At 44.9% G+C, this 14,694-nt stretch carries 18 protein-coding genes; 1 reads left to right on the top strand and 17 read right to left on the bottom strand.

Annotated features, from left to right (window positions below):
* Nucleotides 1-17 precede the first annotated feature (17 nt).
* From AW17_RS02990 to AW17_RS02905, 17 genes are all read right to left on the bottom strand, one after another.
* Entirely contained in the window at nucleotides 18-503 is a 486-nt protein-coding gene (locus AW17_RS02990; protein ID WP_029274624.1) for a hypothetical protein, read from the bottom strand.
* Nucleotides 504-533: 30 nt separating this feature from the next.
* On the bottom strand, nucleotides 534-1,358 hold the full coding sequence (traN, locus tag AW17_RS02985; protein WP_029274623.1) for a conjugative transposon protein TraN: 825 nt from the start codon (nucleotides 1,356-1,358) through the stop codon (nucleotides 534-536).
* A 20-nt stretch (nucleotides 1,359-1,378) separates the two neighbouring features.
* The gene (gene traM, locus AW17_RS02980; protein ID WP_051691603.1) at nucleotides 1,379-2,662 is read right to left on the bottom strand and encodes a conjugative transposon protein TraM; all 1,284 of its coding nucleotides are present in this window, start codon (nucleotides 2,660-2,662) and stop codon (nucleotides 1,379-1,381) included.
* A gap of 414 nt (nucleotides 2,663-3,076) precedes the next feature.
* Nucleotides 3,077-3,694, bottom strand: coding sequence for a conjugative transposon protein TraK (gene traK / locus AW17_RS02970; protein ID WP_029274619.1), 618 nt, complete (start codon nucleotides 3,692-3,694; stop codon nucleotides 3,077-3,079).
* Between the two features lie 23 nt (nucleotides 3,695-3,717).
* Nucleotides 3,718-4,710, bottom strand: a complete 993-nt coding sequence (traJ, locus tag AW17_RS02965) for a conjugative transposon protein TraJ (protein WP_051691602.1) — start codon at nucleotides 4,708-4,710, stop codon at nucleotides 3,718-3,720.
* Between the two features lie 35 nt (nucleotides 4,711-4,745).
* Nucleotides 4,746-5,375, bottom strand: coding sequence for a hypothetical protein (locus AW17_RS02960; RefSeq protein WP_029274617.1), 630 nt, complete (start codon nucleotides 5,373-5,375; stop codon nucleotides 4,746-4,748).
* Nucleotides 5,376-5,443: 68 nt separating this feature from the next.
* Entirely contained in the window at nucleotides 5,444-6,088 is a 645-nt protein-coding gene (locus AW17_RS02955) for a hypothetical protein (protein WP_083488613.1), read from the bottom strand.
* Nucleotides 6,089-6,121: 33 nt separating this feature from the next.
* Nucleotides 6,122-6,544 carry a hypothetical protein gene (locus AW17_RS02950; protein ID WP_029274615.1) on the bottom strand — a complete coding sequence of 141 codons (423 nt, stop codon included), beginning with the start codon at nucleotides 6,542-6,544 and terminating at the stop codon, nucleotides 6,122-6,124.
* A 6-nt stretch (nucleotides 6,545-6,550) separates the two neighbouring features.
* The gene (locus tag AW17_RS02945; protein WP_029274614.1) at nucleotides 6,551-7,225 is read right to left on the bottom strand and encodes a hypothetical protein; all 675 of its coding nucleotides are present in this window, start codon (nucleotides 7,223-7,225) and stop codon (nucleotides 6,551-6,553) included.
* Complete coding sequence (locus AW17_RS02940) at nucleotides 7,222-7,782, bottom strand: hypothetical protein (RefSeq protein WP_029274613.1); 561 nt, start codon at nucleotides 7,780-7,782, stop codon at nucleotides 7,222-7,224. Before AW17_RS02940 ends, AW17_RS02945 begins: the two co-directional genes overlap by 4 nt.
* Before the next feature lie 12 nt (nucleotides 7,783-7,794).
* Nucleotides 7,795-10,305, bottom strand: a complete 2,511-nt coding sequence (locus AW17_RS02935) for a TraG family conjugative transposon ATPase (protein WP_051691605.1) — start codon at nucleotides 10,303-10,305, stop codon at nucleotides 7,795-7,797.
* A 48-nt stretch (nucleotides 10,306-10,353) separates the two neighbouring features.
* A complete protein-coding gene (locus AW17_RS02930) occupies nucleotides 10,354-10,677 on the bottom strand; it encodes a DUF4133 domain-containing protein (protein ID WP_029274611.1) in 324 nt (107 codons plus the stop codon).
* Nucleotides 10,674-11,192 (bottom strand): hypothetical protein, encoded by a 519-nt coding sequence (locus tag AW17_RS02925; protein ID WP_157280199.1) that lies wholly within the window; start codon nucleotides 11,190-11,192, stop codon nucleotides 10,674-10,676. Before AW17_RS02925 ends, AW17_RS02930 begins: the two co-directional genes overlap by 4 nt.
* Entirely contained in the window at nucleotides 11,167-11,529 is a 363-nt protein-coding gene (locus AW17_RS02920) for a hypothetical protein (protein WP_029274609.1), read from the bottom strand. The genes AW17_RS02925 and AW17_RS02920 overlap by 26 nt, the downstream gene beginning before the upstream one ends.
* A 29-nt stretch (nucleotides 11,530-11,558) precedes the next feature.
* Entirely contained in the window at nucleotides 11,559-11,891 is a 333-nt protein-coding gene (locus AW17_RS02915; RefSeq protein ID WP_029274608.1) for a DUF4134 domain-containing protein, read from the bottom strand.
* A gap of 248 nt (nucleotides 11,892-12,139) precedes the next feature.
* A complete protein-coding gene (locus tag AW17_RS02910; protein ID WP_029274607.1) occupies nucleotides 12,140-13,255 on the bottom strand; it encodes a hypothetical protein in 1,116 nt (371 codons plus the stop codon).
* A 68-nt stretch (nucleotides 13,256-13,323) separates the two neighbouring features.
* The gene (locus tag AW17_RS02905; protein ID WP_029274606.1) at nucleotides 13,324-13,758 is read right to left on the bottom strand and encodes a hypothetical protein; all 435 of its coding nucleotides are present in this window, start codon (nucleotides 13,756-13,758) and stop codon (nucleotides 13,324-13,326) included.
* Between the two features lie 313 nt (nucleotides 13,759-14,071).
* Between AW17_RS02905 and AW17_RS24590 the strand changes: the two genes are divergently transcribed.
* Complete coding sequence (locus tag AW17_RS24590; protein ID WP_209444188.1) at nucleotides 14,072-14,575, top strand: DUF6922 domain-containing protein; 504 nt, start codon at nucleotides 14,072-14,074, stop codon at nucleotides 14,573-14,575.
* Nucleotides 14,576-14,694 lie beyond the last annotated feature (119 nt).

Raw genomic sequence — 14,694 nt, 5'->3', positions numbered from 1 at the left:
GTCATTTGATATTGTTGCTATACTGAACGGCCTCTATTCCGTTTTTGCCTGGGCTGTTTTCTCTTGCCCAGGTTTATTGATTGATACTGTTGTCTGCGCACAGTTTCAACTGCACCCTGTTTTGCTTCTTGTGCGTCCGGTTTTGTCCTGAGCATTTCCAGATCCCTATCAGAGAAGCTTCCAGCCAGCGTTGCCATCTCAACCTCCTTCTTTATATTTATTGGTTCGCTGAAGTATGCGATGAGCCGTCGAAGAAGCCGATTGGGCAATCGGGGGTACACCGCTTTTTCCAGTTCTGCACGCTGATATTTTAATATAATCGTGAATGCTTTTTCGTCCCTGGTAAGGGAACGGCCCCCATAGACTGATACCATCCGATCAAAATCTTCTAATTTCAACTTTAAATATTCCCGGATTTTCAGTGGGTCTTTTCCCGATGAACTCTTTATAACGCCATCAAGCCTATTCCAGTCCATCATTTCCGCCACTAATGAATTTTCCATGATCGTGTTTTTATGGTTAAAAGATATTCGCTAAAGTTGTCTGGCCTTTAGCAATTTCTTCTGGTCGAGCCGGATAATGGGATTGCGGTCACCACCTTGCTCCATAAGCTCAGCGGTGACAAATTTCTTTTCGGCAATCGTAAACTTTGGGAAAGCGACAACGATCACCTCACCCTTGCCGGATTCTGGAGAGCCCGTATGCTGGACATAAACGGGGATTACTTCTTTGTCCTGCACAGCCGTGCGCTTAACTGTTTTCTTATCACGGACATAAAAACGTAGCGATGAAGCATCATACGGAATCTGCGTATCGTTTTTTAGCAACAGCTGAAAAAACAGTACATCATTTTTGATGTAGATCCCGTCCAGACTAAAGGTCATTCCATGTTTTTGGAAACGTCCACCTTTCAAGAATGGCACGCTGCCAGCGGCCTTGGCTCCACAGCTTTCCAGCTCCTTACTATTTAAGGAAATGCCCCTAAAGGTAATAGGTGCATAAGGCGGCTGCTTACCCATATCAATTGGCAGCGATGCGGCGTTTTCGTTGTAGTTTATGGTAAAAGAATATATCTTACCATCAGAGGTAACCACTTGAAGGTTACTTTGCTCAAAACCTTTCTGCCCCGCCTTTACCTTCAAGATATTGTTTGCCTCATTCACCTTTTCAGCAAGGACATAACTATCGCCGCGATCTGCACTTTTTATTGGGGCCGGAAAAATAAGCAGCGTTGTTTTATGCCAGCTAATATCCAGGTTGTAAGCTGGAATGATTGTGTTGTTATTGAGATTTAAAATTTCCTGCGCCTTTACTACTATCGTAGAAAAGAAAACACATATTAAGATCAGATATTTCATCGTCGACTGATTTAGTTAAACTAATTGGATTGTTGTTGCAGGGTTTTATCATCCATTAACAAAATGGGATAGCCTGCTTTCACGGTTACGCGGATCATTTTTGCTTTTTTGCCAAAGAGCCCTTTCGCTGCTTCCACGCCAACACCCGCTGCCTGGCTGGCGATGGACGGATCAAGGCTCATGAACTGTACGCTTTGCAGCCCCCTGTCAGATCCATCCTTAACAGCATCCCTGGCTATCGCCCCGGGAATATGAATGCCAGCGATGGCATCCAGGTCATAAACATTAAGGGATACCGGAAATAGGCTTTTGCCAAACCTTACACCTTCTATCTGGACGCGCAGGCGTTCCCCACTGACTTCACAGGTGCCGAATATGAAGTTTCCTGCAGGAATCAGCGTCCCGTTGATAAAAATGTCCTCTTCGAGCCGCATCTTTATCGTAGAGCCCGACACTACTGTCTGCGTTTCATGTACTACCGCAGGTATTGCAGTCTGCATCGAATCTGAGAGGACTGGCCCGTCAATTTCGTAAAAGCTATTGCCGGCTAATACTGGCGCTGAGCTACTCTGCTTTGTCGCAACATCTACTTTGCGGCCAATCATATCAGCTTCTTTACTGGGCAAATAAGTGCTGACTGCATAAACCTGCCCTTTGTTCTTGACTGATAGTTCTTTGAGCTTAGCCTGCGCCAGACCAGGGTTCTGGATCTCTGAGATTTTTTCCAGCATGCCGTTTAATGCCTGCATCTCTGGGTCCGCAGCTGTCCCAGAGGACATGGATTTCATCATGGCTTCCAGGCGGTCAATATCGGCTGATATAGAGGCTGGCTCGCTACTGTAACCGCCTTGTTGTCTATAATCGCCAGAGCCCTGTACCGATGGTTGGCTTAGCGCTCTTTCCAGTGCTGCCAGCCGATCCCTTACTTTAGTCTCATTAGGATCTTGATAGCCTCGATATCCGTTCATGCCCGTTGCGCCTTGGGCGTAGGAATCAGTAGCGAACGGATCTTCAGGCATTCTCTGCAATGAATCCTCACTAGGGAAATTTTTATTCCCACTATGCAGATTTATCGAGTCTTTTGCAGCCTTATTATACAGGCTCATTTTATCCACCGGATCGGTAGATAGATTGGCACCAGGAAGCTCTTTGTTGAAGCCTTTTTGGTCGGGGACATTGCTTTCCGGTCTTCCCGTGCCGCCGCCCATCGCCCAAAAAGCGAGGGTTATGAAGGGTAATACAAGAAAAGGCAATACCAGCAGGAACTTCCTTTTCTTTAAAAACTGTTCTGAATTTGTTTTCATCTTTATCATGTTTTAATTAAAAATTATTTACTTATTGCGGTGTAATGGGAGGACTGGCTTCACCGTAGTATCACCTTTGTTGTGGGGCGGTAAAGGCGTAGGCAGCGGAGGAACGCTCATCGTGCCTATCTCCCGGTCCGTACCTTTCGCCTGGCCAGGCTTTTCGGACAGAGCGTCTCTCAAACTGAAAAAGAGGTAACAGGAAACAATCCCACAAAAAAGGAATAGGGCAATTTTCTTCTGCGCCCGGTTACATTTTTTCTCCCAGCTCGCCAGTTTCCTGGCAACTCCCATCTGAAAGGATATAATCCCCTTAGCAATCCACCCCGCAGCCTCATCCGTCAAACGATTTGAGCCTGCTGAAAGGCCTGGGTTATCCTCAGTTCTATCTCTATTTTTTCTGAACCACATATACTATCGTTTTTGCACCTCCAGATCTTTGTTATCTAAAATGCGCCAGCGTTCAATAAGGAACCCGTGAGAATTGTTGTCCGAACGGGCAACATTGCGCAGATAGCCATCAGCAATCAGGCTACGGCTGACAATGGCCGTTGGCCGGATCATTTTTTGCACGCCATAATATTTAAAGTAATAGGGATAGGCATCCATGTTGAGCGTTATGCTATCTGCGACGATTTCCTGGCTTACATTTCCTGAAATGATGCCTGAATAATAGCCGCCTTCTTTTAGGTCGTCGTACTGTTTCTTTGCCGACCCGTCGGCGAGATAAAGCGCCTTTTTAATATTGGCCTCAATCACTTTATCATCAGGATCGAGGGAAAAGAAGTAATGATGGAACATACCGATATGGTCACGGGCTTCTACAGGAATATTGTCTTTACGGTCGGCAGCAAGTGCTTCAATGGCCTTGCCATTGGCCAGAAGGTAAATGCGCTCCTGCGCGGTGGTCACCATCCTATAGCTTTCAAAAATGGCATAACAACAGATGACCATACAGGCGGCTATTAACACAAAGCTGAATAGGCGCACGTGTTTAAAAGCCGAATCAATATTTTGCAATTGACGGAACATAATTTCTCGCATTAAATGGTTTTCTAAAGCACACTGGCAAGAGCCGCTTTACCGGCGGTCTGGGTCATCTGGTTTACTTTATGGAGGAGGGTATCTTTACCTCCGGCCTGGATGATGTAGCCGGCAACATTGGGGACCGTCGTATATCCGACGATGGAGATGATCATAAAAATGATGTAGGCCACGCTACTGGAAAAATCGTGGTCCAGGGTCATCATATTTTCGAGGATCTTCGAAGTAATCGCGCCAAAAATATTGGCGACGGGAAGCCACATAAATACGTTTATGTACCGGGCAAACCAGCTGGAAAGTGTATGCTGAAAACCATCAAAGACGCTCAGGCCCAGCACAAGCGGCCCAAGTATGGCCAGTATAAGAAGGTAAAAGGTCCTGACGGTATTGATACACAGGGCAGCGGCGGCATAGAGCATCTGCATCACTTCAGAGATGAATACCTTGATCATGCTCTTGATGTTGAAAATGCTAAAAGCGCTCTTAAGCCCGGAAAAGAATCCGCTTTCGTCCGAACTGCCATCGGGCTGTTCGTATTTTTCCATGTCATCATTACCGCCGGGGTAGATGCTTACGGGAGGTGTTTCTTTCACAGCCTTTTCCTGCTGCTCAATGTTATACAATATAGCTTTGTGGCTGTCCTCGGACATTGCTTTGGTTGCTACCACAACAGGCTTTAGTACACCATTCATCAGCGCAATAACCTGGGGAAATAGAAGGATCGTCATTCCTATGGCAAAAGGCCTTAACAATGGAAAGAAATCAATAGACTCTGCTTTTGCGATATGTTTCCAGACCCTGAATGCTATATACCACAATGCTGCGAAGCCTGCAATCACCCGCCCAACGCCTATTAGGCGGCCACAGAGCGGCAACATTTCATCGAAGAGGCGGTCCAGTACTTCATTTAAACTATAAACACTATTGGCCATGCCCTGGGCATGGGATACCAGGGGTGCCACCGTACAGATGACAATCAACCCTAAAATTTTTCTGCTGCACATTTTCTTATCTCACTTTTTATAGGTTATCCCTGTTGTTAATTCACCCCGTAGATCTTCTTCATTTGAGTGTTCTCCTTAATGCGCTGCTGCCGCTGAACATCGAGTACACTGGTCTTCTTATTAAAGGCCCGCAGGAAGCTGAGTTTCTCGGTCATATCATCATAGAGCCGGTCGATAGCGGAGAGCCGTTCATCATCACTCATCCGGAGTTCGCTTGCAGTAAGGATCATAGCGAGTTCATCAAGGTTCTCCAGGCTCCGGTTAAAAAGGTTGCCATATACTTTACTTAGGTAGGAGAGCTCTTCCGGGGTAAAGCTGCCGCTGGCCCGGAAATGGTTATAGGCCGCCTTATATTCATTGAGCAGTTTTACCTGGTAACTGATAATATCCGCTACCCGCCTGTATTTTCTTAGGTTCGGGTTTACGGTAAGCAGTCCGTCCAGAAAGAGTTCGTGGATACCGAAATTACCCTGCGAGATATCTTTGATCTTACCGTAGCCGGCACTGGCGATATCATAACCTTTTTTCAGATCGGTCAATATCTGTTTTAACTGGGCTAGCTTTTCTACATTAAGCAGTAACTGCTGAACCTCCGCCGATTGGGCGGAAACAAGGTGTAGCTGCATCGTGCAGCATAGGAGTAATGCTATAAAAATTTTTTTCATCATCGTGGTATAAATTGGTTCCATTGGTCTTAAAAAACCGACGGGCCGGTTTTTTAGGGGTCGCATGTCTATTGCAAACCGAAAAGCAGCCTGCTATTCTGTACATCTTTTATCTGTCGCTTTCTGCCCGAAACCAGGTCCGTGACATTTTTATTCAGGCTCCGCTGAAACACCGATTTGTTCTGCATACGGATGTATAGTTCTTCAATCCGCTTGATCCGTTCATCATCACTGAGCTTTAGCTGCCCATCCTGCACTATGAGCAGCAGTTCTTCGAGGTCTTTTGCGGCTTCTTCGCTTAAGTTCGAATACAGCGACCGTAAGGTTTTCATTTCATCTGGCCTAAATTGGCCGCTGTTTTGGACAATCCTCAGGGCTTTTTGCCGCTGCTGCATCATGGAATTGTTCATGGTTATAATGGCCTCCACTTTATCATAGCTTTTGATCCTGGGGTTGACGAGTTCAAGGCCGTTAAAGAAACCGCTATGTATATTAAAGTCGCCGTTTTTAATACCACGGATGATCCCTGTACCATCTTTGACGATACCATAACCTTTTTCCAGGTAACCTTTATATACCCGTAGTGCGGCGATCTGTTCCAACAGATATTTCCTCTGCGTACTTTTCTGGTTGAACCATTCGCCCCAGGTCTGAGCTGAAGCAGCAGTAGCAAAGAGTAATAGCATTAAGGTGATGGTGTGTAGCTTTTTCATCTGAATTGGTATTAAAGTTTGGTCGCTCTGGGTTTATGGCCTAAATTTCCCCTTTAACCGATGTGCCCAGGGTTTGGGTTTTGGGAAAAGTCCCTCAACCGAATTGGCTCCTGGAATCTGGTGATTGCTGCTTATACTGTAACGGTGATCGAGACCAGAATTTTTATCATGGAAGGTGACGCCATTGATCAGAAAACCCTTTACCTCATCAAAGCGTACCTTAAAAATGCATTCAAGATTATCGGCATAAGGTGCAGTTGTCCTAAGCTCAAAACCAGTTGCACTATTATTTTCCCGGCTGAGCCAATTAAGGATTTTCTTGAGGCAATCTGATAGGTTGCCTGCAAAGACTATACGCTCTTTTGCCACCAGGTCAATACTGAAGTGCTTTCGGTATCCCTTCTGATAGATAAAGGATGTGAAATCTGAGACATCCCTGTTATGTTCTTGCTTCATAATGGTCTATTGTAAGCCGTAGAGTTTTTTCAGTATTTCTGCCTGTCCGATATCGTCTGCCCTTGAAAGGCTAAGCCGGTAATTGCGGTTATTAAAGCCGCGCATATCGGTAAGGTTCTTTTCAAGGTTATTGCCTGCGGCCTCTATCAGTTCCAGCCGCTTGCCATCGGTCATCTGGGTAACAAAGGCATTTGTGACGAGAAACAACTGGTCAAGGTTTTTAAGGCTTTCATCAAGAATACCCGAATAAACCCCGTACATATAGTCCAGCTCTTTGGTGCTAAAATGTTTGTCCTGTCTAAGCAGGCCCCAGGCCTTGTTGTATTCTTCCACCAGCTGTAACTGACGGTTGATAATGGACTTTACCTTCTTGTAGGTGGTAATGGCATTTTTTACTTTCCTGAGCTCCTGGAAGTAATCATCATACAGCTTGCGCTGCTTTTCGGTCCATTCCGATATTTCGTTCAGCTTTAGCTTCGACATCGCATTTTCCAAAGTCTTCTGCGCGTTCTGGAGCCAGATTACCTTGTTCTGCTGGCGCTGGATCTGCAGGTCCACTGCTTTGATAACCTTTTTTATTCCTGCCTTGATGATATCAATTATAGGAATCTGTGCCTGGCTCCTGTAAACAGGAGCTATCAATAGCAGCGATATCATAATGATTGTTGAAATCCGTTTCATCTTTTTATACTCCTTTTCTTTTGTACTGAATGTTTTGGTTTTTCTGGTGGTAGTATTTCCATCCCGGCCCGCATCCTGTTTCGGTTTACGACTGAAAGCAGTTCGGTCTTTACCAAAGGAATGATGACAGCTTTCCGGTACATTATCAGTGGTATTCCGTAATCGCGGTAATTCTCGGCACCCCTTCCGTTGTCCCTGGCCATCGCAACGGGATCAAGGAAATATTTATTGGGAATTTCTACGCGGACAACATCTTTAGGAAACTCGGTAATATTATCGGCTAGGAAAACCCTTTGCCTTGTCTCCGTATTGAAATAAAATGGGATCTTTTTGGTAGCCCTATCCATCTCGATATTACCTATGTAAATGGCATCAATAGTGAAATTACCAGCCGGTTCCAGCAGGCCAAAACTGAGGTTGATAGTATAAGGCTGGCCTTTTATATCAATAACAGGTTGACGTCCTTTCAAACGCTCTGCTACTGCCTCCTTTCCTTTAAGGGATTTATAGAAGGAGACATCAAACTCTGGATAATTAAAATCTGCCGGGTTTTCCATATCTCTTTATTATTAAGCTGCTTGTTCCGCTGCAATTACGGACAGCGCTTTTCTGATATCGCCATATTTTTCTGTATACTCCTGTACCTTCATTTTTTCGGTCTGTTCCGTTGAATAGGCATAATATTCTTCTACCGAAGGCTCGTAGCCATAAACCTTCATCAGCTGATTGCCCAGTTCGATATACACCTCGCGGTATTTCCGGTCCGGATCATTTGATATATTGAGCGAGAGGACAAGATCACGGCCCTTATCGGTCATACCGAGCACCGATTGGATCTGCTCAAATTTGTTCTGGAATTTTTTCATGTCCAGCAGTATTTTACAATCGGCGTTGTTGATGATAGCCTCTTTGATTATCGGCGAGGTAATCAGATCGTCTATTTCCTGCGTTACGGTAATGGCCTCTCCAAAATATTTCCTCACCGTTTTGTAGAGGTACTTCATGAATTCTGCCATGCCAGACTTTGCTATCGCCTTCCATGCTTCCTCAATGCAGATCACCTTACGGATTCCTTTCAACTTGCGCATTTTTGAAATGAACATTTCCATTATAATGAGCGTTACGACGGGAAACAGCGTGGGATGCCCGGCTATCGTGTCAATTTCAAAGACCACGAATGGTTGCTGTAATACGTCAAGATTTTCGGTAGCATTGAGCAGGTAATCAAATTCTCCACCCTTGTAGTAGGGCCTGAGAACATAAAGGAAATTATGGATATCAAAGTCCCGGTCCTTAACCCGGTCACTTTCCAGCTCCTTAATAAACTCAACCTGCAAAAAGGTATAAAAGCTATCGAAGCAGGGGAAGATGGCCGTGTTTTTATCCAGGTATAAGTAATAGGACTGGAGAGCATTTGATATAGCTACGTATTCGCTGCGTCGGAACGATTCATCGTTCTGTTTCCATAAAGCAACCAACAGTGTTTTTATACTTTCTTTTTTTTCTGTATCCAGCACTTCTCCGGACGGGATATAGAATGGATTGAATCTGATCGGATTTTCTTCGCTATAGGTAAAGTAATATCCATTCAGAAGTTTGCATAATCCCTCATAGCTGTGCCCCACGTCTACTACCACACAATGCGCGCCCTGCTGTACGTAGCTGTGAAGCATGTGGTTCATGAACATTGATTTTCCAGAGCCTGAGCCGCCTACCACTATCTTATTTCGGTTGGTAATAATGTGTTTGCTCATCGGCTCATCCGATATATCGACATGCACTGGCACTCCAGTAATGCGATCACCCAGGCGGATACCAAAACTGCTCTTTGAAGAACGGTAAGCCGTTTCCATGTTCAGAAAGCAGGAAGCCTGTTCGGCAAAAGTTTCAAAGGTTTCATTTTCTGGAAAATCCCCTTCGTTACCTGGGAGCCCTGCCCACCAGATCTGTGGAGCGCCACTGCTTTCCTGGCGTGGAACAATATCCATTTGCGAAAGCGAAGACGCCGTCTGATTACGGAGTTCCTTTATGTCCTGGTGATCATCAGTCCAGCAGAGTAAATTAAAATGTGCTTTGATCGGCGTCCGTGCCTGGGCAATAGCTTCGTTCAAAAAATCTGCTGTCGCATCCCTGCCGATGGTATTTTCGCGGCTATAAGCGGAAAGGGATTGTAGTCTTCTGCGTTTGGCCTCCAGTCTCTTTAGCGTTTTTGGTACATCGCTGATGATCAGGTACTGATTGTATATATGGTTAACGGGCAGCAGCTGACCGACAGGCGCAGCAAAGCCAACAGAGAATTTTGTTTTATCGGTTGAATACCGGTCATAGTTAACCCTCGGGCTACAGCTTGCCGGTAAATCCTCAGTATCAGAAATACTATAGAGCTGGCAATAATTTTCTCCGATTTTCCAATCAGGCTTAAATATGATATCCTTTAGCAATGGCTGCTGCCGACTGTTCAAAAGAAAAAGATATCTCTCCAATATACCGGTCTGCTTCTCCGTTCCGGATAGCTCATCGGCTGTTACCCTGCGCAGTTTGACAAACCCGCTATCGCTGAGTATCCGCGAGAACTGGCCGGCAGCGTTCAGCAGGGCTTGCTGCTGTTTACCATTTTGCTCTGGCACATCTACTATATTTTTTCGAAGTAAATTGGAGTAGGCAGAGCTCGCAGCCCTGCGGCCTGCAGGTTTTAATGTCAGCATCAAAAAGCAGTTGTGGTCCAGGTAAGGCCGCTCATTGAAAAACTTTTCAGCGCTCCGTTTTAAAAAATTGTTTCCTTCGGACTGCACAGCTTTATAGCTGTCCTTGATGAACCAGTCCTGTTTATGCAATACGGTATTTACAGGAAGTACCTTAACTGCTTTGAGCCAGGCATTGTGCAAAGCCTCGTACTCATCGTTGGAAAGCGAAAAAACTTCCGGAAGCTCAACCTCAAAGGCAAGCGTTATATCGCCGTTCCTGGAAAGAAGGCAGTCATCTTCTATCTTCCAGACCGGAAGTATATTCTCTAAATCCCGGCTGTTTACTTTCGGTGCTTTATGCTGCAGCAATACTGCAACAAGTAGGAACCCTGCCATTATCATTATCACAATCATCTCTTCTGCTTTGGCTTTGGTTAATGCCTCTTATTTTTTCAATGTCCTTAAATCTTGCCTTGTCCTGCATAAAATAGCGTGGGGCACCTGCCGGTGAGCAAGGGCTTTCATGAGCCCAAACTCGCCGTACCTATGGCTATACCGGTACACCCCTATGAATAAACCCGATCCTGCCAACAACACGACCGGCACGCACAGGTAAACAGGTACCCCCGCTATATACATTGCGGAAAATCCGATCAAAAGAACTGCAAGCCCTACAGCGAGATAATAGATATATTGCGCTTTCAGCCCACGGAATTCTATCGGGCGATTAACCCCCTTATTTATTTCGTATGAAATGTTGCCCGTCATATTCCCTTTGCTTTCTTCCCCGGTTTTTTAAAAAGATTACAGACCAATGTTATCCGACTGGACCGCGCTTTTTTTTTAGCCAGATTGATCTTAATGAGCTCAGGCAACCCTGAATCCTCAAGCGCAATGACTTCTGCTTTCAGATCGGCACGGATAGGATAGAGCTCCAGCAGAGCGGTATCTTCCATACCGTATTGCCTTGCCAGTCCAATTGGGTCAAGAAACCGTTCATCTGGAATTTTCAGATAGATTGTATCGGCAGGCAGGCTTATGATATTTGGGCCTATGATAACCGGAGCCTTGGTTGGCAGATGGTAAAAACACAGGTAGTTTAACCCATCTTTATCAAGCACAAGGTTATCCAGATCGATAAGCGGCACCATATTATCCTCACCCTTAAGCGCCCTGGATTCCAGGTCTACTGTGTAGGTATTACCAGCAAGGTCTATGGTGGGTAAAATGTCTTCCAGTCTACGTCGGACCAGCGGATTATCGGTAAAAAGATTCTTCTTCATAGTCATCTTCATTTTCTTCGTCTTCTTCCACCAGCTCCGGACAAAGGATGGAAAGCGGAATCTTATATTTCAGTGCTATACCTCTGGGGTCCAGTTCCATCAAGGCCTTCAGCGTTACCCACTGATAACTTTCCTTCATATGGGTCAGCTCTTCTGCAGGGCCAGGGACATTTTTGATCGCTGTATCATACAGGAAAGTATAGCCGTCACCGTCCTGATCGAAAACATTAAAGGAGATTCTGTTTTTTTGATTATCCTTTTGCCGGAGTTCATCGTGCAGTACATCGACATAAAATGCGGTGCCTGCAATATCTACGAGAGGAAGTTGCCGTTCCATAGTTCATATATTTAAATTGTTGTTGATTTTTATACGCCGAAGAAACTTTTCAGCACGGTGGCAACAACGACCAGGAAAATGCAGGCCCCGAACCAGGAGCTGGCTACCTTTGCTGTATCGGGCTCGCCTGCTGACCACTTGTTGTACACTTTAACCGCGCCGACCAGACCGACAATTGCACCGATCGCATACATCAGGTTCGTCCCTGTAGCGAAATAGCCTTTAACCTTATTGGTGGCCTCGGTAATACCTGCGTTGCCATCCTGTGCATGGGCAAAAACAACTGTTCCCATGATTAAGATAAATGCCACTACTGGTTTTAATTTGTGGGATAGTGTTAATCCCCTCTTCACATTTTCCATTCTTCACTGATTAAAATTTAATCCCTTAAATCTGTCTTGTTTTGGTATCAATATATTTTCTGTGGTTCCCCTGCCCGGATGGGCAGGGGCCTTCAGAATCCGGCGGTCTTCTCTCACTCGTCACCACATCAAACCCACTCTCACGCTATCCCGCTCTCTGTTACCGCCGGTTTTTTTAAGCATAGCATCCCCATTAAGCATTCAGTTTCTCGCTGAAAGCAGGTACATGCCTGTTCTGTTTTTTTTCTTTATTGTCTTATCGACCGTTCTGCTACTCTTCCCCTGTAGTTGACCTTGAAATGAAAATTGAAATGTTCAAGAAGTATCTCACTGAAAATCGGTGAGCCTACCCATTTCATTGTTTTCTCAAAATTATTTTCAGCATACTTTGTGAAGCCGGGCCAGGTTGGCGAAGTAGAAGAATTAAAAGGATATGGACTTGAACCTGCAGTTGCAGCATATCCTTTGCAGCAAGCTTCCATTATCATCTGATCGGCATAGGTGACGCTCTGCCAGCCTGCAAAGCGGGTATGTTTCCACATCTTACAGCGTATGCCGGTCGAGGCATAAAAGATATAGCCGACACGCCAGCGGTGATAGTTTAATTTTACGGTACGTCCATTGTGTTCGGGGAAGGTGTCCCCATTATCACCGCCATAGATATCACCACCGCTTTGCCCCCAGAAGTTGGGCATCAATGGCCCCGGGAATGCGCATATTGATAACCGCATGGGACCAATCTGTTCATTGCCTTGCTCAGGCCAACGGATAAAAGGTACTTTTAGGAAAGAGGAAAAATGAACCTTAGTACCTTCTATCGTTGTCGGCCTTACCCCGCTAAGGATTTTCTTTATATGTTTGGCTGGAATTGCATATGCCTCTCCTTTCTCATTGCCTGGCCTGAAGCTATAAACGGTATCGGCAATCTGTATGTAGCCATCTTTATTTAGTACTGTTGCAAACCAGCTATCGGGACAATCCAGTAATTTATTGGCGTTGATCAGTGAATCAGCCGTAGGTGCCTTTCTATACTCTGAAGTGTCCGCATCTGTCTGCTCGTAGAATCTACGGAGCGAGGTATAGCCCTGGCGGTTATATGCAGTTTCCCATATAGATAGTTTTTCAGGCTGATCATATTTTTCGTGAAGTGTCTTCATCACTGCATTAAACTGTTCGTGGCTTGTAAAATTTAGCCAGCCACTTGAAACAGTCGGCCCTACAGCATTAGATTGAATAGGAAGTGACAGAAGGCCCGATGGTGCAAAAGTTTTATCTGGTTCCATACTTTCGGTCCGTTTGCAGGCATAGAGCAGCGATATCGATGTCAGCACAGCATAGAGTGTTTTTACATAAATTTTGTTCATGATGTTTTAAATTAATTGAATTGATAGGGTGTTTTTGGGAGAGCGGATAATCCTGGTCGGAGCAGAGTTTAGCCGGAGAATCGCTTCCATTCATTGTTTAATTCTTCAATGCTAAAGTTCACTCCGCATAGCTTCCTCGCATGGGCAATGATATCGTTGTTGATTGCGGGTCCGAAAACACGGTGCTGTAATCCAGCGTAGTTTTCCAGTCGTTTGCTGAGCCGGCTTAACAGCTCAGCCTTACTGGCATCTTTCCCTGCTTTTGCAAGAATATCACGCAAACCTGCAACTACGGAGTCGATTCCTTCGAATATTTCATCTTTGCCCGGGAAAGCCTCCGTTTTTTTATTGTCGTTATTATTGTTTCCTGCAGAGGTAGATCTGCGTTGCAACAAGGCGGTGATTTCGGCTCTGTAGAAAAGAAGCATAATTGCTGCTTCATAGATCGCCAGGATGGCAATCACAGCCGTAAAATAAGTTCCCCATGTTAGATTGTTGAGCATGACTTTTTTGCTTTGTCACCGGGCACCATTACCGCGATGATTACGAAGGCAAAATTGTCGGATGCGCATTTCAATTTCTCATACTAAAGTATCAGGTATTAAAAATATTTTTCGACAGACTTCCTACAGGGTAATAAGTAAAGTATTGATTGCATAACCTATTCGTCCTCTTTGAAAATGCAATTGAAAGTCGCATTCTGTGAACAAACTGCATCCCTAAAATCCTTGCCGGTGGCTGACTACATTAGAAGGCAATACCAGTCGAAATGCGTTTTTTTGAGGAAAACCGACAGACGTTTTTTAAATTTGGTATATGCAAAAAGGTAACAACCATTCCCGTCAGGAAGTATTTCTCGTAAACTGGAAAAAGGAAAAAGGTCATTGGGAGATTTTCGGTGGGCTGGAAATTTTTTGTATGTCCTACCCGCGATTTGACCTGGTAGAACTTAGAAATGCTTTTTCTTTTAGCAGGACGGTATTTGACAATGACGAAGTTCATATTGAAAAAAAAGTCATTGTAGAAAAAGTAAAGCCGGATCTGCCGAGGATGTTTTTTTGGGAGTTCAATTGCGATCTCATAGATTGGCAAGATAGTCGGGCCATGGTTATCCAGCGAGTGATTGAGCGTGGTATGCGTGAGCACTGGCAGGAGCTTATCAGGTTTTACGGCTTAGAAGTTGTCATCTCCTCCTTGAAAGAGGAAATTACCTATCTCCCCGATCCGAGCATAGATGAAGTATCTTCTTTTTTCAATCTTAAAAAAGAGCATATGCTATGCTACAACCGCAAGCTAGTACAACCAAAACTATGGCTCTGATTAAGAGCATTACGATCTACGCAAGATCGAACCACTATATCTGTTAAAGGGAAGCGAGCGATAAAAGTATAAAAAAAAAGAAGCTGTCTCAAAAGCAAAAACAAGGCAGTCGTCTCAGA

The sequence above is a fragment of the Pedobacter borealis DSM 19626 genome (genome assembly GCF_000708285.2).
Lineage (GTDB): Bacteria > Bacteroidota > Bacteroidia > Sphingobacteriales > Sphingobacteriaceae > Pedobacter > Pedobacter borealis.
This window is presented reverse-complemented; position numbering and strand designations above follow the sequence as displayed.